At 39.7% G+C, this 18,415-nt stretch carries 16 protein-coding genes; 12 read left to right on the forward strand and 4 right to left on the reverse strand.

Annotated features, from left to right (window positions below):
- Positions 1–85: 85 nt before the first annotated feature.
- From rlmH to IGI66_RS02130, 9 genes are all read left to right on the forward strand, one after another.
- Positions 86–565: a 23S rRNA (pseudouridine(1915)-N(3))-methyltransferase RlmH gene (gene rlmH, locus IGI66_RS02090; RefSeq protein WP_114523813.1), complete on the forward strand. Its 480-nt coding sequence runs from the start codon at positions 86–88 to the stop codon at positions 563–565.
- A gap of 178 nt (positions 566–743) precedes the next feature.
- On the forward strand, positions 744–1,400 hold the full coding sequence (locus IGI66_RS02095) for a hypothetical protein (protein WP_367377515.1): 657 nt from the start codon (positions 744–746) through the stop codon (positions 1,398–1,400).
- Between the two features lie 98 nt (positions 1,401–1,498).
- Complete coding sequence (locus tag IGI66_RS02100) at positions 1,499–2,113, forward strand: DUF6287 domain-containing protein (RefSeq protein ID WP_438847291.1); 615 nt, start codon at positions 1,499–1,501, stop codon at positions 2,111–2,113.
- A gap of 690 nt (positions 2,114–2,803) precedes the next feature.
- Positions 2,804–3,907 (forward strand): tyrosine-type recombinase/integrase, encoded by a 1,104-nt coding sequence (locus tag IGI66_RS02105; protein ID WP_010781923.1) that lies wholly within the window; start codon positions 2,804–2,806, stop codon positions 3,905–3,907.
- Between the two features lie 1,172 nt (positions 3,908–5,079).
- Positions 5,080–7,293, forward strand: coding sequence for a BspA family leucine-rich repeat surface protein (locus IGI66_RS02110; RefSeq protein WP_438847293.1), 2,214 nt, complete (start codon positions 5,080–5,082; stop codon positions 7,291–7,293).
- Between the two features lie 306 nt (positions 7,294–7,599).
- Complete coding sequence (locus IGI66_RS02115; protein ID WP_438847295.1) at positions 7,600–8,967, forward strand: MDR family MFS transporter; 1,368 nt, start codon at positions 7,600–7,602, stop codon at positions 8,965–8,967.
- A gap of 226 nt (positions 8,968–9,193) precedes the next feature.
- Positions 9,194–10,363, forward strand: coding sequence for a cupin domain-containing protein (locus IGI66_RS02120; protein ID WP_205242126.1), 1,170 nt, complete (start codon positions 9,194–9,196; stop codon positions 10,361–10,363).
- 68 nt (positions 10,364–10,431) lie between these two features.
- Entirely contained in the window at positions 10,432–11,133 is a 702-nt protein-coding gene (locus IGI66_RS02125; protein ID WP_301516521.1) for a YoaK family protein, read from the forward strand.
- A 12-nt stretch (positions 11,134–11,145) separates the two neighbouring features.
- Entirely contained in the window at positions 11,146–12,483 is a 1,338-nt protein-coding gene (locus IGI66_RS02130; protein ID WP_438847297.1) for a dihydrolipoyl dehydrogenase family protein, read from the forward strand.
- Positions 12,484–12,569: 86 nt separating this feature from the next.
- On the opposite strand, the gene IGI66_RS02135 is transcribed toward IGI66_RS02130, so the two are convergent.
- The 3 genes from IGI66_RS02135 to IGI66_RS02145 form a co-directional block, all read right to left on the reverse strand.
- Positions 12,570–12,977 carry a hypothetical protein gene (locus IGI66_RS02135; RefSeq protein WP_114523818.1) on the reverse strand — a complete coding sequence of 136 codons (408 nt, stop codon included), beginning with the start codon at positions 12,975–12,977 and terminating at the stop codon, positions 12,570–12,572.
- A 144-nt stretch (positions 12,978–13,121) separates the two neighbouring features.
- Positions 13,122–13,280, reverse strand: a complete 159-nt coding sequence (locus IGI66_RS02140; protein WP_438847299.1) for a hypothetical protein — start codon at positions 13,278–13,280, stop codon at positions 13,122–13,124.
- Positions 13,281–13,319: 39 nt separating this feature from the next.
- Positions 13,320–13,466, reverse strand: a complete 147-nt coding sequence (locus IGI66_RS02145) for a hypothetical protein (protein ID WP_176281393.1) — start codon at positions 13,464–13,466, stop codon at positions 13,320–13,322.
- A 409-nt stretch (positions 13,467–13,875) separates the two neighbouring features.
- On the opposite strand from IGI66_RS02145, the gene IGI66_RS02150 reads away from it, so the two are divergent.
- The 3 genes from IGI66_RS02150 (at position 13,876) to IGI66_RS02160 (ending at position 17,123) form a co-directional block, all read left to right on the forward strand.
- The gene (locus IGI66_RS02150; protein WP_438847301.1) at positions 13,876–15,909 is read left to right on the forward strand and encodes an Ig-like domain-containing protein; all 2,034 of its coding nucleotides are present in this window, start codon (positions 13,876–13,878) and stop codon (positions 15,907–15,909) included.
- A gap of 210 nt (positions 15,910–16,119) precedes the next feature.
- Complete coding sequence (locus tag IGI66_RS02155) at positions 16,120–16,599, forward strand: hypothetical protein (protein ID WP_438847303.1); 480 nt, start codon at positions 16,120–16,122, stop codon at positions 16,597–16,599.
- Entirely contained in the window at positions 16,596–17,123 is a 528-nt protein-coding gene (locus IGI66_RS02160; RefSeq protein WP_316406336.1) for a permease, read from the forward strand. Before IGI66_RS02155 ends, IGI66_RS02160 begins: the two co-directional genes overlap by 4 nt.
- Before the next feature lie 146 nt (positions 17,124–17,269).
- On the opposite strand, the gene IGI66_RS02165 is transcribed toward IGI66_RS02160, so the two are convergent.
- Positions 17,270–18,253, reverse strand: a complete 984-nt coding sequence (locus tag IGI66_RS02165; RefSeq protein WP_316406337.1) for a LacI family DNA-binding transcriptional regulator — start codon at positions 18,251–18,253, stop codon at positions 17,270–17,272.
- Positions 18,254–18,415: the final 162 nt, after the last annotated feature.

Raw genomic sequence — 18,415 nt, forward strand, 5'->3', positions numbered from 1 at the left:
ACTTAGTCCCACTAGCCATTGCAACGAATTCCGTGGAAAAGATCTCGTGAGAAATAAGAAACTACTATAAATAAGGAGAGTAACGATGAATATCAAAATTATCTCAGTAGGAAAATTGAAAGAAAAATACCTTGTTCAAGGAATCAATGAATATACGAAGCGGTTGTCTAAATATTGCAAGATCACCTTAGTCGAGGTTCCAGATGAAAAAGCCCCTGAGAAACTCAGCGATGCCGAAATGACCCAAGTCAAAGAAAAAGAAGGGGAGCGCATCTTAGCCAAGGTCAAAGATCAAGAATACGTTTTTGCGCTTGCCATCAATGGTAAAAATCCCAGTAGCGAAGACTTCGCGGCTACCTTGGACAGCCTTCAAACCAGTGGAAAAAGTCAGTTCGTCTTCATTATCGGCGGCTCGCTTGGTCTTAGCGATCAAGTCCTAAAACGCAGCAATGCCCAGATTTCCTTCGGTAAAATGACCTATCCACACCAACTGATGCGCTTGATTTTAGTCGAACAGATCTATCGCGCGTTTCGGATCAATGCGGGGGAGCCGTATCATAAATAGGGATATTTTTCTGAGCCGCTATTTTAATCACGAATGTAACAAAAAACGATTGATTTATCTTTGATGATTCTGTTCTATCTTTTACGATGTCACGTTTAACTACATTTAAATTGTTCCTCAGTATAGGGGATTAGTATAAAATATATTTGAAGGAGTACTTTAAACTAGGGGGAACCACATGAATAAATCAAGAAGCCAACAGCATAAATCTCATTGGTTTAACTATGCAATTGTCTTTCTTCTAGGGATTATATTAGCGATATTGCTATTCATTGTATTTTTTAATAATGATCCTGAACCGAGGAATGAAACTATGGAATCTCAAAAAAGTAGTGATACAACTGTTTTTAGCCAACAGCCTAGTACTGAAGAGCCAGCAAGCGATCAACTCAAAGATGAATATCCTTATGGAGTAGATGTAACTAACAATCAAAACATGACCTTTAGGCCTAGAGGAAATGACGTAGGGTCGCTTCATAGTGGAATTTCTATTTTGATTACTCCAATGGATGATGCTTATTCTGTCAGGTTAGCCCATAGTTATCACGATGCGGATACTGATTTTAACGATGTTTCTGACTACAAAGCCCAAATAAAGAATACTACGACTAAAAAGATTTTTATTCGAGGGTATGGATCAACTCCTCAAAGGGATATAAGGATAAATACTGAAATAAGTTTAGATACTCAGTTATCAAATTCGGGAGAAGAATTTTCCGATTGGCAAGGAGCAAAGCTTTATTTATTTTATACTACAGATGGCACACTATCATTAGCAGTTCCAGATATTCATGTAGGAAAAGATGGTCAATACATGGAGTATCAGCAACAGTAATATTTCCTTAGAATAATCTGACGATACATGAATTGACTAAAAATTTTTTTGAATATAATACTAGAATTACTATTTCAAATTAGACAGGAGGAATACTTGTGAAAAATAGAAAATTATTACTAGTGACAGCATTTATTACTATAGGATTGGTGGGGTGTTCTACAAATGACTCAGCCAATTCTTCGAGTTCTTCAAAGAAGACCAGTGATAAAGTCAGTTCTAGCCCAATAATTGCTAGTAATGAGAAAAGCAACGTGATTACGGGTTCAACTTCCTCAAAAGAATTTGCTGTAACTTCAAGTAGTTTGAAAAAACAAACTAATTCTACTGGTCTAGAAGAGAATGCTATATTGCGTGGTGATTATAGATCCATGAATGGGACTTGGACCAATTCAAATAGGTATCAATTAATATTTAACAATGGTGAAGTTACGCTATCTGGAGATGGGTCGGGAGGATTAACTCACTTTACATTAAACGAGCCAGTGAAGCAAAGTAACGTAATTTATTTATCATTTGATCCAGCTCCGGCTCCAAATGGAATGAATTTAATGCTTGGATTAAAAGGTACTAGTCCTTCCGAAGGGTTAGATGAAGATGGTACGGATTCGAGTAAAGATCGGATTATAATGGGAAACAACGGCGGAACAATGTTGTTCGCTCCTAAAGAAAAAGGTGGGACTCCTGATACTGCTTATTACAAGGAGAATTAGAAGTTCAATCTTTTTATGAAAATAACACAATCTGAGTGTGTTACTTTGGACGAATTATTCGATGCTAAATATTTTAATAGTGAATGAGAATATTTCGTCGCAAAAGTCAGACTTAGCTTTTCAGTGTCTCTCTTTAAAATTGTAGAGGTAAAGTATGAGAATAGAAGTAATATATTATTCCGAAGTCTAATCATCTAAGTCGTGATTAGGCTATTTTTGTGTTTAAAGGAGGACCAAGCAATGTTCGATACACGAAAAAATCGCTATATCACGAGGGAGTGAACGAACAGATACATCAAAAGATGTTGTTAACATTATGAAGTCTTTGTTAATCTAAAATTTTGACGAATTACAAGACAGTTTTAAAAAAAATAAACTATCCATCCTTTCTATAATTGTAGAAAGGGGGATAGTTTTTTTGATTTCAAATCTTTTGAAAGATTATTTTTATAAGTATATATGGATAAAGTCGATGTAATTATTTTTTTATTCTAATAAAAAAAATCTTAGTATTACGTATACCAAGAAAGTTCTTATTGTTCTACAAAATGAGTATACAATAAAGGTTATTTTTTATCAACATAACAGTTGTTTTTGTTGAAAATAGATTAAAAGTCTTGTCATATAGCTGTTTTATAAGCTTTTATTATGCGCCGTCAATATAATCGTCAAATTTGGAGGAATAAATTCATGTCAAAAAAGGGAGAAAACATTTATAAAAGAAAAGATCACCGCTGGGAAGGGAGATACAAAAAAGGAAGAAATGAAAATGGAAAAATAAAGTATGGGTATATTTATGGAAAAAATTATTCTGAAGTTAAAGAACGTCTTGCTCTTGAGAAAGCAAAATACCAAACATTCATCGAAGTAAATGGTGAAAATACAACAACTTATCAAGAATTTAGTTTGGCATGGTTGGCTAAGAGAAAAATCATCTTAAAAAAGTCCACCTACGCCACCTATCAATACAAACTAAATAAATATGTCTTCCCCTATATCGGAGGAATTCCCTTAAATCAACTTACACCGGATATTATTCAAACCCTTATTCAGACTTGGGCCGAAGAAAATCTGCAGCCATCGACGATTCATGTAATATATCAAATAATGAAAAAGCCGCTTCATGAAGCTTATTTGGAAGAAAAAATCGTCAAATACCCATGTAGAAATATTTTATTACCAAAGAAAAAGAAAAGAAAAGTACGTGCTCTTTCACGGGCTGATGAACAAACGCTTGAGTGCCAAGCGAAGAAGAGTTCTTTAGATAAAGGTCTTCCCGTACTGTTAGCTTTGAAGGCAGGATTACGAATTGGTGAAATTGCAGCACTAACTTGGGAGGATGTCGATTTTACTAATCGAATGCTAAAAATTGAAAATACTTATCAGCGACTCCCTAAGAATTCGAATAGTGTGAAATCAGAGTTATTATTAGCGCCAGCAAAAACAATTAATTCTGTTCGAAAAATCCCAATTGGAAAAGATTTACACACGTGGTTGAAAAGAAAGCAAGCGCAGTCTCAAGGACCTTACGTTTGTTCTGAAAATACGTATCCAAGAGAGCCTCGCCTGATTACGTATCATTTTCATCAATTACTAAAAGAATGTGAATTAGAAAATGTCCATTTCCATCAATTGCGCCATACCTTTGCAACAAGGTGTATGGAAGCAAGTGGGAATGTTACTGCCATTAGTGCACTTCTCGGTCATGCGTCTACTCAGATGACGCTAGATATTTATACGGATGCTGACAGCACTAGTTTGATAGAAACAATTTTGAAAAAAGAAGAAGCGTAAAAAAAGTAAATTTGTGCACCGTCATTAGCCGTCATTTGTGACAATAAAGCTTATATTATCAGTGCTCTTCAAATAATTACCAAGTATACGTAATACCAAGTAATCACAAATGATCTGAATCGATACATGAAACTATTTATGAAGTTTTCATTTCATATTACAAATTTATCTATCAGGAGTGAAAAGTGAATTTGATATTTGTATTAGAAGAAAATGTAGAGAATGGGAAACGAAATTTTTCGTCACAAAGATTAAGTATCTATTATCGTTACGCAAGGATAAATAGAGGAACTATTATTTTTGCCCCATTTAGAAACATCTTGTTTGATGTAAATACAGGTATTAATAAGATTTTAATGAATGATGTATCGATTTTTTTTCATACAGAATTGAGAGATAAAAGGAAGTATTCTCTGTTTTTTTATGATGTTCAATTAGAATTTGAAACACTAGTAATGATCTTATATACAGACTACCTAACAAAGGTAAGACATAAAAGTGTTAGACATAATAAAAATTACCAAATAATTTCGACTATCAATAGGTTAAGTACAGAAAGTGATAGAAATAAAATTGTTTTGAAATTGGATACAAGGATTGCACATAAACCGTTGACCGTAAAAAATAATTTACTTAGATCAAAAACATCATATTTGAATAGAGTGTGTAAAAAGCCCTCCAAAAATTTGTTTTATAGCTCTTATTTAATACTATCAATGATCGAAGGGATCGATTCATCGTAAATCTTTTTTTGATATACGAAAAAAATAATGAACTACTCATAAAATAGGTAAAGATTTATAGAAAGTAATTTGAGGAGTATAAAGTTAAAAAAAATTATTTTTTAATACCCAAAAGATAGGATTATATTTTCTAGTAAAAGACAGTTATGCGTGTAGTCCTATTATACAGTGATTTCAAAATATATTGTATTTTACAACACATAATTTTGCCTATATTCAATAAAGAAAATACTTCACACGAAAAAAGGTAATTTAAAGCAATGATTAAATGACTTGAGTAAATAGCTTCTAGCTTATGGAACCGGTTTTTTCGGAAACAGCACCTTTTGTTTTAACATTGCACTGCTAATTTTCTATCATTTCATACCTTTTTTGTTGTGACGATATTCTATCTAACAGCTCAATTAATAAAAAGTAGGAGGAACTAATATGAAACAAAGTACTAAAATTTTTACACTCGCACTTCTAATAACGTCTCAAATAGTGGCGCCCATTGCTGGTGTTGCTACAACAAATGGTGAGAAATTGACAACTAATTCTGATCTTGGAAATACAAGTGTTTCGCTTGAAAAAACTGAAGAATCAACTATGAATTCTTCAAATGATGAACCTACTACGAATAAAGAAAAAATTAACGAAAATGAAAACACAATTCCATCAGTAGATGCGGGGATTCTTACTGGCGTAAACGGTACTTCTTCATGGACTTTTGAAAATGGAACGCTTACTTTATCTGAGGGGCAGTTAAGTAAGCCTATAGCATCTATGACTGAATTAAATAAAGATTCTATAGAGAAAATAATTGTATCCGGACCAGTGAAAATTTTTTCTGCATGGGTTAATTCTGATCGTTACGGAGTTTTTTCAGATTTAAATAACTTAACCACAATCGAAAATGGAAGTAACATAGATGTTTCTGGCGTAAAAGATCTGGGTTTTTTATTCAAAAATGACTATAATTTACAACAAGTAGACACATCAAATTGGGATGTTTCTCAATTAGAAAGAGCTGTAGGTGTATTTTATCAATGTTATCAATTAAAAACGGTGGATGTTTCTAACTGGGATACCAGCAATGTCAATGATATGAGTAATATGTTTAATGGATGTACCTCTATTGACAATTTGGATGTTTCCAAATGGAATACCTCTAAAGTTACAAGTTTAGATAAAACTTTTTTCTATAATCAAAGCCTTTCCAGCTTAGATGTTTCCAACTGGGATACGTCAAAGGTCACAAATATGTTTGCCACGTTTATGGCTTCTGAACGTTTAACAGAGTTAGATGTTTCCAACTGGGATGTTTCCAGTGTGATTCTTTCAAATAGTATGCTCAAATGGCTTCCCAATATTGAGAAATTAGATGTAAGCAATTGGAATGTTTCCAATATGGGAGACATGAGTGGGATGTTCGATGGTGACTCAGGGTTAAAGGAACTTGATTTATCTAATTGGAATAATGATAAAGCGGCGGACACTGACAGTCTACTTAAGGGCACTGTGAATTTAAAAAAACTATCCCTTTCTCCTAATTTTAAAATGGTAGATAAAAATAACACTGGTAATGGCTTTTATATTCCTGCAATACAAAAAGGGGATAATTACACAGGGAATTGGCAAACTATCGGTATGGGGACTGCAGAAAAACCGCTAGGAGACATTGTCGTTGATTCTAAAACTTTAAGTCAAGGTTCTCCTTCTCAAAATGTAGAAACATTTGTATGGCAACCTGTAACTTTAGAAGGCGCAGACTATACAATGACTATAGGTGATCCTCAACCTACTGCCTCTGACTTTAAAGCCTCTGCTACAGACAAGAACGGGAATCCTACAGAAGTAGCTATCGATTTCTCTGAAGTAGATTTCAATCATGTTGGTGTTTATGATGTTACGTTGAGTACATCTGACGGTCAGTCTAAAGTAGTTAAATTGACAATTGAAGACAAGAAAGTAGACACAGTAAAAGTGACATTTAATGCTGGCAAAGGTGGATCTTTACAAGGGAAGACGACTATCGATATTCCTAAGGGGAGCAAGGTAACTGATTTACCAAATGCTGTAGCTGATAAAAGCAATATCGAGGATATCTACTTCTTAGATTGGTACCAGAATGGAAAGATAGTCAATCCGAAAAATATTGTTATTAATAACGATACGACCTTCACAGCAAAATTTGGAGCAGCTGTCTATCGCTTATATAATAAAAATAACGGGGATCATCTACTAACTAAAAATAAAAATGAGAAAGACAAAGTTGCAGCGAAGGGGTGGAAAGTAGAAACGAATCCAAAAAACGAGTATGGTAGAGCAGCCTTTTATGTACCTGTTCAAGCGGATAGTGCAGGAAAAAAACAAGTGTACCGTATCTATAACCCAAATAGTGGTGAGCATTTTTATACAACAAATAAATCTGAGGCAGATGCTGCAGTGAAAAAGGGGTGGCGTCATGAAACAGACAATAATTACACGTGGGTTTCGGAAGGCGATGTAAAAATATATCGAGAATTTAATCCAGACGTGCACACTGCCGGAAGTCATAACTTTACAACTGATTTGCAAGAACACAAGAATGTAGTAAAAGCTGGTTGGAGAGATGAATCAAAAGATAGTTCTTTGTGGACAGCCTTAAAAGCTGGATTCTAACATATTTTATTTCAATGACTTAGTGTGTGTTCTATCGTAATCAACACAATTAGTAAAAGAGGATTCTCTTTCAATAGAGAATTCTTTTTTATTTTAATTATCACGTATTCACTTGATTTGCTTTATTTATGGGACATCAATTGAGTTGTTGCTTAAAACAATACATTCCAGAAAAATTGTCGTGTAATTAGACAAATTTCAAAATTTGATTGGTTTTTGAATCGCTTATACTTACGTTTACAACGACAAGATGACTTAATTTTCAATAAGTGCTACTGATTTATTGTTCAAAGGAGACGTTCTGAGATGGCTACTAAACAAACAAAGCGTTTATTTTTAACATTGCTGCTGGGGTCGTTTACGATGTTCCTGAATCAAACGCTATTAAATACGGCATACCCATCGTTAATGAAAGACTTATCGGTCTCAACTGATTATGTGCAATGGTTGACGACGGGTTTTTTACTGGTTACGGCGGTGGTGATTCCATTGTCTGGATGGTTATTGCATCAGATAAATACCAAGTACTTGTATAGTCTTTCGCAGGTTATTTTTTTAGCGGGAACGATTCTTTGTTCTGTTGCGGGTTCGTTCTCTCAGCTATTATTTGGGCGAGTGATTCAAGCGATTGGCGTGGGGATCGCGATGCCGCTTTTTCAAACGGTATTGCTTTATTTATCGCCAAAAAATAAGCGTGGGACTATCATGGGAATCGCGGGCATCGTTATCGGCTTAGCCCCTGCGATCGGTCCGTCTTTGTCTGGCTTCATTTTGACAAAGTATGATTGGCATGTGCTTTTTTTAATGTTGATCCCGATCATTCTTGTTGTTTTGATTTTGACAATTTGTTTTATGCAGCCGGTGCTGCCGATCAGAAGGACAAAACTTGATTGTTTATCGGTGATTGAATCTAGTTTGGGCTTGGGTTTGCTGCTGTATGGCTTGTCATTGATCTCGGCCAAGCATGCGAATAAAGTGTTATTAGGTGCGAGTATCGTGTTAGGAAGCGTCTTTATCTATCGATTTGTACGCAGACAGAAGAAATTAGCAAATCCGTTTTTGAGTTTGGAGCCCTTCAAACAAAAAGAGTACGTGATCTCTTGTATTTTATTAGCTATTGCGAATATGGCTATGATTAGTTTTGAGATGGTTATTCCAATGTACATTCAAAATATCCGTGCGTTATCTCCTTTGGAATCGGGACTTTCTTTATTGCCGGGGGCTTTGGTATTAGGCATTATGAGTCCAATAAGCGGAAAGTTATTTGATAAATATGGCGCAAAAGGGTTAAGCATCGTCGGCATGTCCTTCTTAACGGTATTTACCTTCCTCTTTGTTTTTATTCAAGCGACGACACCCATGGCGCTGATAATCACTTTTTATGCCTTTAGGTTATTCGGGATTTCGATGGTATTGATGCCCGTCACCACTTTTGGGATGAATGCTCTGCCGAATACGGAGTTGGGAGATGCCTCTGTTATTAATAAAACAACGAAGCAAGTGGCTAGTTCGCTAGGAACTGCGGTCATGATCAGCGTGATGACCCTGATTACGAATACATCCAGTCATTCGAAAACGCTACTCGCTGGGTATCATGGTTCCTTTTATGTGGCTTCCTTCTTTTGTATCATTGCATTAGTTCTTTCGTTTAAGCTCCCGAAACACGCGGCGTAAAAACGTTCTTTGTCATATTTTCCGATGGTTCTACTTAAGGTCAGGCATCCAATCATAGGTGCCTGGCTTTTTTTAGTTTTTAGGCGTCGTTTCCCCTGCGTATGTTCAACTGCTGTCTCTCGTTGAAATTCCTTTGAGTCAATTTTGTCTTAAAATCCGACAAAACTCGCAAAGTATTCCCTCTGTGGATCGCTAAAATAAGTCTTGTAAGTACAGAAAGGGGAATATGAACATGCAAAAAAACAATGAACCATTTAGAGAAACAGATGGAAAGGGCTGGATCGATCACGGTCCGCGGAATCATTCTAGGGATCAAGAAAACCCAGATATTTTGGTGCCGCCTGAAACAGACCACGGAACAATGAACAACTTGCGCTTCAGCTATTCGGATGCGCATCAAAGATTAGAAGAGGGTGGCTGGACACGCGAGATCACCAATCGTGAATTACCCATCTCACAAGATGTTGCCGGGGTAAATATGAGTCTAGAGCCTGGCGCGTATCGGGAAATGCACTGGCACAAAGAAGCGGAGTGGGGATTGATGCTCTACGGAAACGCGCGAGTGACAGCGATCGATGAGCACGGACGCAGCTTTATTGACGATGTAGAAGCAGGCGATATTTGGAATTTTGAAGCAGGAATTCCACATTCCATCCAAGCGTTGGATCAAGGCTGCGAGTTTTTACTGGTATTCAGTGAGCCGGACTTTTCGGAAAACAATACGTTCCTTGTGTCTGATTGGCTGGCGCACACACCTGCGGATATCGTTGCTGCAAACTTCAAAAAACAGCGTAGTGACCTAGAAAGTTTTCCTAAGTCTGAAAAATACATTTTCAAAGCCAACGTACCAGAAGCAATCGATCGTGTGAATCGCCCAAGTAATCAAGGGGAAGTGCCATCACCTTTCACTTTCCATATTGATACATTAGAACCGATCGTTTCAGAAGCTGGACAAGTTAAAATCGTAGATCAAACTGTTTTTCCAGCGGCTAAAACAATCTCTGCCGCCTTCGTTGAAGTAGAACCTGGCGGTATGCGTGAACTGCATTGGCATCCGAAAGCTGCGGAATGGCAATACTATATTCAAGGAAGCGCGAAAATGTCTGTTTTCAATTCTGCTGGTTTGGCCCGCACATTTGACTTTAAGGCTGGCGATGTTGGCGTTGTTCCCATCGTAGCTGGACATTATGTACAAAATACTGGGGATGAACCGCTTCGTTTTGTTGAAGTATTCAAAAATCCTGAGTATTCCGATGTGTCGTTGAATAAATGGTTAGGAACATCGCCTTCTCAAATGGTGGCGGATCATCTAAATGTCACGAAACAATTTGCAGAATCGTTGCCGAATCCTGACAAGCCAGAGCCTGTTGTCTGGTACAAACAACCAAAAGAATAAATTCGTAAGACCAGAAAAAGAAGTGTTCTTTTTACTTTTTCTGGTTTTTTAAATGGAGGAATGAAGAAATGGAAAATCGAAGAGTTCCAACGTATCCTGTGTTGGAATTACCGTGGATCGCCTGTTTATTAGCGATCGCTGCGGGATCAATGGATGGCTATACGTATTTTATTGGAAAATCATTTAGTACGGTTCAATCGGGAAATATCATTCTGCTTGGACAGACGATCGCGAAAGGGGACCAGGACCATTTTAAGACAGTGATCTTTACGATCCTGTGCTTTGGCTTGGGAGCTATGGTGACAGCAATAATTGAAAAAGCAGGAAACAAAAAGAAAAAGATTTGGGCAGTGGAAATATTACTGATCGAAGCTTTTATCATCGTCATTCTGGGCTGTGCCCCTGTAAACAAGAGCTTAAGTATTCGAGCATTATGTATGACGATTTCATTTCTAGCGGGGATGCAAGGCAATGCGTTCCATAAAATTGACGGCATGCTGTATGGAAATATCGCGGTCACACTAAATGTCCAATTGGCGTTTAACTATTTAGTCCAAGGGATCACTGGTGTGAAAGATGGCTGGAAAAATTGTTGGCTGTATTTAGCGGTTCTCTTAGGATTCGCAGGCGGGGGATTGATAGGAACGATTTTGACCAGCAACTACGGGGAAAAATCCTTGTGGTTTACAGCGCTCGTTTTAATTGGCATCGCGTGCTATTCAAAAATAATAAAGGTTGAAGACAAAGTGATCTCGGTAGATCCAGTTTAGGAGGAATGAAGGATGAATGTTGACGTTATTGTCATCGGAAGCGGCATCGCTGGCTTGACCGCGGCTTTTGGCTTGGCGAAAGCCGGAAAACAAGTAGCCGTGGTCGAATCGACTGCCTTTGGGGGCGTGGTCTATAACGCAGGAAGTACCCGAAAGAAGGAACTGGTCACCCTTGCCCAGCATGCGCTGCAAAATCAGCGATTGGAACAGCAGGGCATCACGACACCGGTTCAATTGGACTGGAACAATGCGATGAACTGGATAGATAGTATGGAAAATACGGAGGACATGCGGCATCAGCTTTCTTTAAAAGAAGCCGGCATTAAAACGATTTATGGGGAGGCCGTTTTCTGTTCACCCCATGAAATCAAGGTAGACGGCATCACGTATACTGCCGAGCAATTTGTGATTGCGACGGGAGCGGAAGATCGTCTCTTTACATTTGAAGGTCAGGAGTATGTATCGAATAGCGGTGATTTTTTGACTCAGAAGGACTTACCAGAAGAGGTGCTGTTAATCGGGGCAGGTATTATTTCTTTTGCCTTTGCTACTATTGCGACCGCTTTTGGCTGCAAAGTAAGAATCCTGCAGCATAATGAGCGGGCGCTGAAGGATTTTGATCAGGAATTTGTAGAGGAATTGATTGAGATCAATAAAAAACGCGGCGTACAATTTGATTTCAACGAATCTGTAGAAAAAATCTTGCCGACAGATTCTGGAGAATTGATGGTCCAAACAACCTCAGGGCACACGTTCAACACACAAAAGGTATACAACGTGGCAGGCAGGATACCTAGAATCCAACAGCTTTCGCTGGATAAAGCCGGCGTGAATTACGGCGATCACGGCATCCTCACCAATGATTATCTGCAAACCAATCAGCCGCATATCTTTTCTTGTGGAGATTGTTCTAATGCAGCCGTTCCAAAATTAGCGACATTCGCCTCTTATCAAGCGGAATATCTCGTGTCACATCTGCTAAACAAGAACTTGGCGCCGATCAAGTATCCATTGGCAGCGATGTCGATTTTTAGTGAACCGCGAATCGCACAAGTAGGAGTGACCACGAAAGAAGCGTTGGCGGCTCCAGAAGAATTTCGTATCGAAGAGATCGACAGGAGCGGCTGGCTGGATAGTAAACGAAAAGCCGAATCGATCGCTTTTTTAAAACTAGTTATTAGACGAAGCGACGATCGCATAGTTGGGGCCGCTGCACTCAGTCAGGAAGCAGATGTTTTGATCAATGAGATAACCATGGTTTTACACGCCGGATGGACGAAAGCAGAGCTGAAAAAGCAAATCCTTGCTTATCCTTCTCCAGCCGGCGAGTTGACTAGATTTTGGAAATAGCTGTGTTCATGGATGAGTGGATACAAAAAAAGAATTCTCAAACGAGAATTCTTTTTTATCGTGTTCCCTGTAAGTACCTCGGGAAATTATTTGATGACGGTGATCTGCTGGATCGAATTTCCCGGGACTTGGGGAGGGAGCGAATTTGTCAGGATAGCGGGGTGCTTTAATGTAAATTCAATCTCGCTTCCCTTTGATAAGTGATCCATGGACACTGTTTTTTTATCAGCATTTAGAATGACACCATCTGTGTTAAATGCTTTACCAATGCCATCAGGATCGTTGACAGCCTTCACCTGTTTGAAGGTTAAGACGATCGTGTCCTTGTCTAAAACGGGCGCTTCAGACAACGTCCCTTTGAATACAGGTGCTGTCTTCTCAGCAGACTGCTGTGCTGGTTCCGATTTTTTTGTGGTCTCGTTTTTAGCCTTTGTACAGCCAGTAATGAATAAAACACTTAATGATAGGGCGGCAATAACGACTATTTTTTTCATTGATACACCTCTTCGTTCATAGGATTGCTTAACTATTGAATAGACTAACAGAAATAGTTTAAATTTTTGTTTTGAATCGCTGTTTTTTAATACAAAGAAAGAGCACTCCTAAAAAAGAGGCTCTTTCTTTACTGGGGAGGGAAGTTACTTATGTTCTCTTAAGTATCGTTTCTCTTCCTTTTCTTTTTTTTTAGCGGCTACCTGTTCTCTATTTTTATCAATTGCAGCCTCAAATTCTACTTTATTCTTCGCTTGATCAAAGGATCGGCGATTTTCTTTGGCGCCATCTCTTTCTGAACGCATGATACAAGCCTCCTTTCGTCCTTCTATGTCCATATCAAATTATTTCTGACGTTTTTTTCTTCCGCGAGCGTTGCTTTTTTTGACGAGTGAAGCTGCTACTAATGTTGACGTCGCACCTTTGCCAAAAGCTTTATCGGTTACTGATTTTGCCGCACTATATTTTACTGCTGATTTTAGTAAGCTCATACGCTTTTCGCACCTTCTTTCTTTTACTTATAAATGTAGTTTACACCTATGGAAAGAGCACACGAGTTGAATACTGTCGTAGGATCAGACAATTATTGTAGAAGAAATGACCACATTTTTGATAGGGTACCATTTCTTCTGTTTCGTGAATAAAAATGATCGGGCGTTCTTTGAGGACTCTTGCTTTTTTGAAAAAAATATTTATAAATCGAGAAGGGCGGCGATTAAATTCAATCGCAAACAAAAAATTGTATAAATAGAATTCTGGTTAGTACCCCGCTATGAACATTGATAGAACAACATTTTAAACCGGACTACCATTTTTAGCGAATTGACTTCATATTTCCTCTTCCCATAAACTTTAAAGGAAAAATCTATAAGGCACTAAGGTTGAAAAGGAGGGGAAAGAATGAAAAAAATAATTGTTTCAGGGTTGGTTATGATTGGCTTGGTAGGTTCGGTTGGTACGGTTTTTCCGTTTTCGGCGGGTGCGCAGGAGCAGGCTCTTCAGGAGATTGAGGCAGGGGTGTTTCAGGTTCCGACAGAGGCGTTCAAAGTGGAGGAAAAACGTGAACAGGAGGCGCTGCCGGAAAAACGAGAGGAATTGTCGCAGGAGCAAGAAGCGGTCGTTTCATCTATTGAGGCGTATGTAGATGACTACATGAAGAAACAGCCGCAAACACGAGGTCTTGTCGGTCATGTCGTAGATCAGGCACTGGTGAGTTTGGCCTTTGATTTTGGCTTTAAGCGGGACAATGCACTATTTGAGTTATTGATTGGTGCGGCATCGACTGAAAATCCAACGCAAACGGAAGCGGAGGAGCGGTGCAAGGCATGGTTTTCAGGACTGACCAATGTTTCGGAGCGGACTCAAACCGTTTTTGATCAGCCGACAGGTCGGAATCTATTACTGCATGCGCGCTACATCGACAATGGATCGGCTAAAATGGTCTTGATCCACAATGGCTATCGTACGCCATCTGACGCGATGCTGCTCCATGCGAAACTGTACAGTGATCTCGGGTACAATGTGCTGCTTCCAGATACCCGCTCCCACAATAAAAGTGAAGGGGCGTACATCACATTCGGACTTTATGAGAAGGACGACTTGAATCGCTGGCTGGATCAGGAACTGCAGCAAAGACCGAATCAGCAGTTGGTGGTGACAGGCGTCTCCATGGGCGGGGCGACGACGATGCTGTCGCAAGAGACACCCCATGCCAATGTCGTGGCGTATATCGAGGACTGCGGGTATTCCTCCAGCGAGCAGCAATTTTTAGATACACTAAGTCTGATCACGCAGTATTTTAAGTATATTCCGTTGATCAAGGCCTACGACACTCCTGCGAAAAAAGCGAAGCTGATCCATCTATTGAATGAAACAAAAACAAAACCGATCTTAGGGATGGATCTTTACCAAGTGGCCCCTATCAACAGCGTCGATAAATCAGGCCTGCCAAAGCTCTTCATCCACGGAAGCGACGACTGGTTCATCCCACCAACAGCGATGACTCTTTTGCATGACAAGGCGATCGGCTACAAAGAAAAATTACTGGTTCTTGGCGCGCAGCATGGCGACTCGCTGCTTGTAAATGAGGCATTGTACACGGAAACTGTCCGTTCCTTCTTAGAGACTGTTGCTTCGCTAGAAACGAAACCAGCAGTCGTGGTACCAGATGTCAATTTGCTTAAAAATTCGGTATTTGAATTTACAGCCAGCCATTTCACAGATTGGCAGACAAGTACAGATAAAAAGAATTTTTCAAATGAGCCGCTGCCGCGTAATGCAAAGGCAGAATTTGTGTTGAAACGTTCCCGCACAAGGGATTTGGTAACAGCCTTTACGAAGGATCAAGGGGTCCGTTTTTATACAGAAGGCTACGGCCATACAGGAATGGTCGGACAAGACCTTGCGGTAAAAGCAGGAGAGACGTATTCCTTGTCCTTCGAGGCAAAAAATGAGACCTCTGCGGCAGTGACATACCCCAATGTGCTCTATGGCTTTGATGAGCAAGTGCGGACAGACAGCTTACGGTCAAAAAACATCCAGAAAAAAGCAACGACTTACACCGCATCAGTAGATGAACAGGTCAAAGTAAAATTAGGCGCGACGATCGGGTTTAAAACGCTGCTGTCGAAAAATTATACCTTTACCAAGCTGAATGCAGTCAAAGTCGTTAACGCGGATCGGACTCCGCCCAAAGCGCTGACGTTCACCAGTGTAGATAGTTCAGGTGACGTTTGTGTCGTCAAAGGATACGGAGAAGCACACAGCACGGTCTTAGTGGAGGATGCGGAAGGAACAGAGATCGCCAAAGATACGCTAGACGCCAACGGGAACTTTTCACTGCGCTTTACGAAAGACACCGCCAAGCTGGTGCATGTAGTAAGCAGAGACTACAAAGGCAACCGAAGCGATTCACGCGTGATTGTTCTTCCGTGATAAAAAACAGCCGTTTGAGCGGCTGTTTTTTTGCGTAAAAGAACCGAAGACTCTTTAAAAGGCGGAAAATACGACGTCTCCCTTGGCTTGAACCAACGAATAAATCCTGTTGACAATCAATTTCCTCTTAGCTAGTATAGTAATTAACTAACAAAGCGTAATTGTTACGTTTTGCTCATGAGGTTAGTTTATGCAAAGGAGAGTTAAAAAATGGTACAGGCATTTATGTATGGACTTTCAATATTATTGTTAGGCATTTCCTTTTTTAAGGACAAGGAGAAAACAAGACGGGCGTTAGGGATCGCGTGGAACAGCTTCAAAAATATCCTGCCCAGCACGCTGACGATCCTGATGTTCGTCGGAATCACCTTAGCACTGTTAGATCAGCAAACGCTCGCCACGCTTGTGGGGGATCAGTCAGGGATTCTCGGCGTTTTGCTCTCGCTGGGAGTAGGGACGATCACGTTGCTGCCAAGTTTTGTGGCTTTTCCGTTAGGCGGGGTTCTTTTAAACGCTGGGGCTGGGTATCCCCAAGTCGCTGCGTTAGTTTCTGCAGCAATGGCTGTAGGAATCATTACGCTCCCCTTGGAAATCCAGTATTTTAATAAACGAATCGCATGGAAACGAAATCTTTTGACCATCGTCATGTGTCTCATTTTTTCGTTTGTGATCGGGAGGGTATTAGGATGAAGCAAGTGAAACGTTACCGCTGGTCGATCATCTTGTTTATGGTGATCGCAGCGCTAGTCATCTGGAAGCGGCCGATCGGTGTGGATGCCTTTACGATCTCTGTGACGAATCTGAAGGAGATGCTTCTGCTGGTGCCGCCGATCTTTGTTTTGATGGGTCTGATGGATGTCTGGATTCCCAAGGAAACATTGACCAAGTATATGGGAAAAGGGTCCGGTGTCCTCGGCTATCTGATTGCTCTCGTTCTAGGCAGTGTAGCCGCGGGCGCATTGTACATCGCGTTTCCCATCGCCTCGTTGTTGATGAAAAAAGGGGCACGCCTTTCGATCGTTTTATTTTTCCTAGGGGTTTGGTCAACGAGCAAGCTGCCGGTATTGCTTTTTGAGATTGCCTCCCTCGGATTGCCTTTTACACTAATTCATGTCGGTGTTAATTTACCGTTGAGCTTGCTGTTTGCTTTTTTGATCGAAAAAACAGAGAAAACGGAAAGTGTGGATGCGTTAAGGGAGAAAGCGTTGGAATGATAAGGAGTATGGAGAGGTAAAAAGAGTACTGTTGAATGGGAGTCCCAATAAGCAGACGGTCTATGGATCGTCTATTTATTGGGACTTTATTGTAGGCAAGCGCCTGCCGAAATAGAAGACTCGGTAGGGGAAAACGGACGCGGCCTTTAAATGGAGTCTCGAATAACTAACTCTGTTTGGAGTGCTTCTATTGGTTCAGAAAGGTCTTTATTTTCGATTTTTGAGATCAGCATTTTGGTCGCGTATTCCCCCATTTGATGGATCGGCTGCTTGATCGTTGTGATTTGTGGATAGGTGATAGATGCGATCGGTTGGTCATCAAAGCCTAAAACCGCTAAATCTTCCGGGACGTTAATCTGAAAATTTCGAGCTTCACTAATGATCCCTGCCGCAACTTCATCTCCATTTGAAAAGACGGCAGTCGGCGGATCTGACAATTGGGTCAGACGTTTGACAAAGGAGCGTCCGCCGTCAATTCCTAAAACATCGTCAAAAAACCACTCTTCTTTAAATTCTAATCCATGAGCAGTCATTGCCTCCAAAAAACCTTTGAAGCGATGGTCATGTGGATTCATGATGTTTCCTGTACAAAAGGCGATTTTTTTGTGCCCTTTGCGGATCAGGTGCTCGGTTCCCATGAAGCTAGCTGCTGCTTCATCTATTTGGATCACCGGCAATTTTTCGTCTCCGATATAGCGATTACAAAGGATGATTTGCCCGTTGGTAATCAAGTCTATCACTTCTTTGGTGGCGGTTTCTAAATTCGTGATGATGATTCCATCTAGTTGTTTCTTCTTGATCATCTCGATATAGAATTTTTCTAACTGTTGGTTGCCTCGGGTTTGCATCACGACTAAATGGTAACCAGCATCCAGGGCAGTGGTTTCAATGGCATCCACAAGGTAGGCAAAAAAAGGATTGGTGATATAAGAGATGATGACACCGATCATTTTTGATCCTTTTCCCCGTAATTGCTGTGCGACATTATTTGGGTAATAGTTCAAGTCTTCCATGGCTTTAAATATTTTATTTTTTGTTTTAGCAGAAACGTAAGGGTGGTCATTCAACGCTCGCGAAACAGTCGTTACTGAAACCCGTGCTTTTTTTGCCACATCTTCTATACTAGGCATACAATTTTTCTCCTTGCTCTAAAATAAATCCTATATCTATTATAGACTAAAAAGTTGATATAGCAACAAAAACGGATATGAAATCGTTACACATGAATTTTATGAAAACGATTGACATATGAAAACGATTGACATATAATCGGTTCAGATAAAGAAAGCGGA

Source organism: Enterococcus sp. AZ048 (assembly GCF_051715125.1).
In the GTDB taxonomy this organism is placed as follows: domain Bacteria; phylum Bacillota; class Bacilli; order Lactobacillales; family Enterococcaceae; genus Enterococcus_A; species Enterococcus_A gilvus.